This is a genomic window from Micromonospora sp. NPDC049799 (genome assembly GCF_040656655.1).
In the GTDB taxonomy this organism is placed as follows: Bacteria; Actinomycetota; Actinomycetes; order Mycobacteriales; family Micromonosporaceae; genus Micromonospora.
This window is the reverse complement of sequence record NZ_JBFAMU010000371.1, coordinates 1-4,894: the sequence shown is the minus strand read 5'-3', so window position 1 is coordinate 4,894 and position 4,894 is coordinate 1. Positions and strand designations below refer to the sequence as shown.

At 73.5% G+C, this 4,894-nt stretch carries 4 protein-coding genes; 3 read left to right on the top strand and 1 reads right to left on the bottom strand.

What is annotated here, in order from left to right:
• Positions 1-1,310, bottom strand: a 1,310-nt coding sequence (locus AB0I76_RS22385) for an efflux RND transporter permease subunit (protein ID WP_357038665.1), incomplete at its 3' end; no start/stop codon positions are given.
• Between the two features lie 157 nt (positions 1,311-1,467).
• Here AB0I76_RS22385 and AB0I76_RS22380 point away from each other — a divergent pair.
• From AB0I76_RS22380 to AB0I76_RS22370, 3 genes are all read left to right on the top strand, one after another.
• Positions 1,468-1,974 carry a MarR family transcriptional regulator gene (locus tag AB0I76_RS22380; RefSeq protein WP_357038668.1) on the top strand — a complete coding sequence of 169 codons (507 nt, stop codon included), beginning with the start codon at positions 1,468-1,470 and terminating at the stop codon, positions 1,972-1,974.
• Positions 1,975-1,979: 5 nt separating this feature from the next.
• On the top strand, positions 1,980-3,632 hold the full coding sequence (locus AB0I76_RS22375; protein ID WP_357038662.1) for a CocE/NonD family hydrolase: 1,653 nt from the start codon (positions 1,980-1,982) through the stop codon (positions 3,630-3,632).
• Between the two features lie 163 nt (positions 3,633-3,795).
• The gene (locus tag AB0I76_RS22370; protein ID WP_357038659.1) at positions 3,796-4,629 is read left to right on the top strand and encodes a hypothetical protein; all 834 of its coding nucleotides are present in this window, start codon (positions 3,796-3,798) and stop codon (positions 4,627-4,629) included.
• Positions 4,630-4,894 lie beyond the last annotated feature (265 nt).

The following is a 4,894-nucleotide window of genomic DNA, read 5'->3' as shown; positions in this document are numbered from 1 at the left end:
TCGGCGGCGGCGGCGGTGACGGCCTGCACGGCACCCGGAGCGGTCAGCACGGCGACCGGCTGGGTGGTCCCGGCGGGGAACGCCCGGGCGAGGGTCTCCGCGCCGGCGACCGCCTCCGGCTTCACCCGGAACTGCTCGGTCTCCGACAGGCCGGTGCGGATGCCCAGCCCGCCGAGCGCGAGACCGACCAGCAGCAGGGTCGCCAGGGCCGCGACCGGCACCGGGCGACGGATGACGACGGCACCGAGCCGGCCCCACAGCCGGCCCTCGCGGACCTCGCCGCCGACCCGGGGGACGAACGGCCAGAACAGGCCACGTCCGAAGATCACCAGCGCGGCGGGGAGGACGAGCAGCGCCGAGAGCATCGCGAACACCACGCCGGTCGCGCAGGCGACGGCGAGCGCGCGGTTGGTCTCCTGCTCCGACAGCAGGAGCGTGAGTACGCCGAGCACGACGGTCGAGCCGCTGGCGAGGATCGGCTCGGCGGTGCGGCGCAGCGCGGACCGCATCGCGGCGAAGCGGTTCTCCTCGTGGCGCAGCTCCTCGCGGTAGCGGGCGATGAGCAGCAGCGCGTAGTCGGTGGCGGCGCCGAAGACCAGGACGCTGGCGATGCCGGTGACCGCACCGTCCTGGAGGTGGATGCCGACGGCCGGGACGATCGTGTCGATGGCCCGCAGCGTGAGCTGCTCGGTGGCGGCGACGACGACCAGCGGCACGATCCACAGGAACGGGCTGCGGTAGGTGATGAGCAGCAGCAGCGCGACCACGCCGGCGGTGACGCCGAGAAGGGTCACGTCGGCACCCTCGAACACCTTGGTGAGGTCGGCGGTGAAACCCGGACCGCCGGTCACCTGGGTGGTGAGGCCCTCGGGCACGTCGTCCAGGGCGGTCCGGAGCTCGTCGATGGTGGTGGCCACCTGCTCCTGACCGCCGGCGGTGTCCAGCGGCACGGCGACCAGGGCGACGGTGCCGTCCGGGGAGACCTGCGGCGGCGCGACCTGACCGCCGACCGCGAGGCGGCCGAGGTCGCCGGACTGGGCGGTGACGGCCTCCCGGTCGGACGGGCTGAGCGGGGCACCGTCGGCGCGGCTGACCACCACGATCGCCGGCTGCACGTCGCTGGACGGCAGCTGGTCCTGGAGGCGCTCCACCTGGGTGGACTGCCACTCGACCGAGAGCCCGGTGGACGAGACCGGCGCGGGGTTGTCCGGCGTGGGCAACCCGAAGACGACGGCACCGAAGATGATCGCGGCGACCACGGTGAGCCACGCGGCCAACCGGCCCCGGGCGACGTGGGTGAACAGAGACATCGATGTCCTCACGGTCTGGTGACGGGAACGGCCCCGGCCCACTGGTTGTCGTGTATCACGAGAAGCAAGTATCTTGATAAGCGAGATTACCGCCGACTGAGTTAAGCTGCAACCGGACGGCGAGGGGAGGAAGCGGCGGAACGTGGCAGGCCACGGCATGTACCGGAAGCGCGAGACGCGACGCGATCACCTCGTCGCGGAGATCACCGCGCAGCTGCGGCGTTACTCCGTCGACGCCCAGCACATCGGCCACGCCTTCGCCGCGCTGCACGGGCTGAACGCCACCGACCTGCACGCGCTGATCGCGGTCATGGACGCCGAGCTGTACGGGCAGCCCATGACCCCCGGTCGCCTCGGTGAGCAGCTCAACCTCTCCTCCGGGTCGGTGACCGCCCTGATCGACCGGCTGGAGCGGGGCGGCCACATCCGGCGCGACCGGGACACCGCGGACCGGCGCAAGGTCTTCCTGCACTACGCCGAGCGCGGCGCGACCCTGGCGATGGACTTCTTCCGTCCGCTCGGCCGGCGCACCGACGGCGTGATGGCCGGGTTCACCGACGAGGAACTGGAGACGGTCCACCGGTTCATGACCGCGATGGGCACCTCGATGCGGGAGCACCGCGACGCCGTCCGCGCCGAGTCCGCCCGACGGTCGGCGGACTGAGGAGGGTGCTCGACCGGCTGACGGCCCGTCTCGCCACCGTCGCCCTGCGCCTGCCGCCGCCCCGGGCAGGGCGGGTCACGCTCACCCGGGACATCCCGCTGCGGGTCCGCGACGGGGTGACGCTGCGCGCCGATCACCACGCCCCGGGCCTGGCCGGCGCGCCGACGGTGCTCATCCGGACGCCGTACGGGCGGGGCGGGCCGATGCGGTTGCTGGGCCGGCTCGTCGCCGAGCGGGGCCACCACGTGCTGATCCAGTCCTGCCGGGGAACGGGCGGCTCGGACGGTGTCTTCGACCCGCTGGTGCACGAGCGCGACGACGGGCTGGACACCCTCGACTGGTTGCGCCGCCAGGCCTGGTGGTCCGGGGTGTTCGGCATGTTCGGGGCGAGCTACCAGGGCTTCGTGCAGTGGGCGCTGGCCGCCGACGCCCCCGACGAGCTGCGGGCGATGGTGGCCGTGGTCACCGCCTCCGGCACCCGGGACTCCACGTACGCGGGGGAGTCGTTCGCCCTGGACACCGTCCTCACCTGGGCGGAGCTGCTCCAGGCGCAGACCGTGCCGTGGCTGGCCCGGCAGTGGGAGCTCAAGCGCGGGCAGCCCCGCCTCGCCGCCGCGTTGGCCCACCTGCCGCTGGCCGAGGCGGACCGGGTCGCCACCGGAGTGACCGTGCCGTTCTTCCAGCAGTGGCTGCGCCACCACACGCCCGAGGCGGACTACTGGCGTACCCGGGTCTTCTCCGACCGGATCACCGACGTCCGGGCGCCGGTGGCCCTGGTCGGTGGTTGGCACGACATCTTCCTGCCGGCCCAGCTGCGTGACTACGCGGCTCTGCGGGCGGCCGGCGCCCGGCCGCGGCTGACCATCGGCCCGTGGACGCACGGAAGCGCCGGGCTCTTCGTCGCCGCCCTACGCGAGGGCCTCGCCCACCTCGACGAGCACCTCGCCGGGCGGCCGTCGCACCGGCCCGCTCCGGTACGGGTCCACGTCGGCGGCAGCGGGTGGCGGGACCTGCCGGACTGGCCCCCGCCGCACACCCCGACCCGCTGGTATCTGCGGGCCGGCGGCGACCTGAGCACGTCACCCCCGGTCCCGTCGCCGCCCGCCCGCTTCTGGTACGACCCCGCCGATCCCACTCCGTCCCTCGGCGGCCCGCTGCTCGTCGCCCAGCGGGCCGGCCCGGTGGACAACCGCCCGGTGGAGGCCCGGTCCGACGTGCTCACCTGGACCAGCGCGCCATTGCGTGAGCCGGTCGAGGCGGTCGGCCCGGTCCGCGCCGAGATCCACGTCCGCAGTGAGCTGTCCCACCTGGACGTCTTCGTGCGACTGTGCGACGTGGACCGGCGGGGTCGCTCGTGGAACGTCTGCGACGGGCTGGTCCGGGTGACGCCCGGGCGGTTCCCGTCCTGCGAAGGCGTGGTGCGGGTTCCCGTGGAGCTGTGGCCCGTCGCGCACCGCTTCGCCTCCGGCCACCGGCTGCGCGTCCAGGTCTCCGGCGGCGCCCACCCTCGTTACGCGCGCAACCCCGGCACGGGCGAGCCGCTCGGCACCTCGGTCACACTGCGTGCCGGATGGCGGGAGATCCTGCACGGTCCCGAGCATCCGTCGCTTGTGGTGCTGCCGGTCCTCCGTCCGGACGCACAGCTTTCTCCCAGCTGAAAAGTGCGCCTTGACCTGGGCGTTCATCGATTCGCGGGGCTATCGTGGGTGCAACGCCCGGCGCTGTGCACCACTCGGCCGGGCCGCGCGTGAGGCTCTCTCACCGCGTACGCGGTGTCACCGTCGTGCCCCGGCCCCCGACCCACCGGCAAGGGGGAGTCCCATGACGCGGGCACCGGCAAATCTTCTGGCCGTCCGCCGCCTGCTGCTCGACCACCTGAACATCGACCCCGACACGGTGCGGAGCGACGACCTCGAACCGGCCGAGGTCGGCATCGTGGGCGACCCGAACCACCGGGGCGGCTACCACTGCGGCTCCGACCGCGTGGTGACCAACGACTACTCCGTCGTCGAGTCCACCCGGGACTCGTCCGGCCTCACCCTGGACGCCGCCGCACTCGACGTCGGGCTCTTCCGGGCCCGCTCCGGGGGCAGCACGCACGACCTGTACACGTTCTCCACCTGGTGCGTGGCGCAGTGCGTCGCCAACACCCCGGACAGCCGCGACCTGCGGGAGATCATCTATTCCCCGGACGGCAAGGTCGTCAGGCGGTGGGACCGGCTCCGTCGGCGCACCACAGGCGACGACTCCCACCTGTGGCACACCCACTTCAGTTTCTTCCGCGACTCGATCAGGGCGGGCCGGGACCAGACCCCCCTGTTCCGTCGCTACCTCACCACCATCGGACTCCTGGAGGACGACATGCCGCTCACCGACGCCGACCAGCCCATCATCAGGGCCGCCGTGCACAGCACCCAGATCGGACGCACCGGCGTCACGGTCGGGCAGGTGCTGGACCAGATGCGCCTGCTACCCGGGCAGGTCGAGGCACTGCGTGCCGAGCTCACCCAGCTCGCCGCGCGGGACTTCACCGACGAACCAGCGGTCATCCAGGGGGTGCTGGCCGGGCTCACCCCGGAGAAGATCGCCGCGGCCATCCCGGACAGCCTCGCCAGACAGGTCGCCGACGAACTGGCCCGCAGGCTGGCCGCTTGACGAAAGCGGTCCGCAACGAAAACCGCGTGATGGCAACGCGCCGTTGCACGCCACCCGGTCGGGGAGCGCGACGGTAGATCAGCGAGGGCTGCTCATCGACGGCACCATCCCGCCGGCCGCGTCGGCGGCCGGGGGCGCCACCCACAGCGGAGCGCTCCGGTAGGAATGCGCAGCGGCGGGGGGCGGGGCCCCCCCCCCCCCCCCCCCCCCCCGCGCCCCCCCCCCCCCGTGTTGGGCCCCGGCCCCCCCGCAAGCACGCGGGGCC

What these genes read in the sequence shown, in the direction of transcription:
- AB0I76_RS22370 (WP_357038659.1), top strand. Translation starts at nt 3,796, where the DNA reads ATGACGCGGGCACCGGCAAATCTTCTGGCCGTCCGCCGCCTGCTGCTC.
- AB0I76_RS22380 (WP_357038668.1), top strand. Translation starts at nt 1,468, where the DNA reads ATGTACCGGAAGCGCGAGACGCGACGCGATCACCTCGTCGCGGAGATC.